Raw genomic sequence first — 908 nt, forward strand, 5'->3', positions numbered from 1 at the left:
CGCCCCCTCGGCCCGGCCATCCGCGACCAGAAGCGCCGCCGGCTGGCCCGCCGCCGCGGCCTGGTCCAGCGCCCGCAAGGCCCGGTCCTGCCGCTGCGGCCAGTCGGGCGCCGCCGCCCAGCCGGCATCCATGACGATCAGCAGCGGCCCCTGCCCGCCCTGGTCCGGCGACGGTTTCCAGACCGGCCCGGCAAAGCCCAGGATCAGCGCCGCGATCGCCAGAACCCGCAACAGCAACAGCCACCAGGGCGTATGCCGCGCCACCGGATGCGGATCCTTGAGGCCCAGCAGCAGCCGCGTGCCCGGAAACCGCACCAGCCTGGGCGAAGGCGGCATGGCGCGCAGGATCAGCCACAGCACCGGCAGCGCCGCCAGCGCCGCCAGGATCCAGGGCGCCAGGAAGCCAAGGGGGCCGAGGACCAGCATTCAGCCCTCCAGCACCGACCAGAGCCACAGCAGCGCCTGCGCCGGCGGCGCGGCAGTGTCGTGGTTGCCGAAATGCCAGCCCGCGGTCAGCGCCGCGCGCTTGAGCAATTCGCGCCGCTCGGCCAGCCGCGCCAGATAGGCGCCGCGCAGCCCGGCCGCGTCGCGCGTGTCGTGGCGCAGCGCGCCGGAGGCCGAGCGGAACAGCACCGCGCCGGCCCAGGGAACGCCCTCTTCGTCCGGGTCCAGCACCTGCACCAGCACGCCCTGAACCCCAAGGCTGGCGGCGCGGCCCAGATAGTCCAGCACCGGCTGCGGATCGCCCAGGAAATCGTCGAACAGCACCACGCGCTGGCCGGGACGCAGCGCCTCGGCCGGCGGCGCGTCCTCGTCGCCGTCGAGCGGCTGGCGGGCGACCAGCGCCTCGGCGATGCGTTCGGCCTGCAGGCGGCCGGGACGCGGCGGCTGGCCGGTCAGCGCCACCC

General features: G+C 75.8%; 2 protein-coding genes. Both read right to left on the reverse strand.

The annotated features are described in order from the left end of the window. On the reverse strand, positions 1-426 hold a 426-nt coding region (locus tag I9P22_RS24300; RefSeq protein WP_199262797.1), incomplete at its 3' end, for a BatA domain-containing protein. Continuing rightward, positions 427-908 (reverse strand): DUF58 domain-containing protein (locus I9P22_RS24305; protein ID WP_456299620.1); only part of this gene is annotated, 482 nt, incomplete at its 5' end.

Source organism: Paracoccus binzhouensis, assembly GCF_016446475.1.
Lineage (GTDB): Bacteria > Pseudomonadota > Alphaproteobacteria > Rhodobacterales > Rhodobacteraceae > Paracoccus > Paracoccus binzhouensis.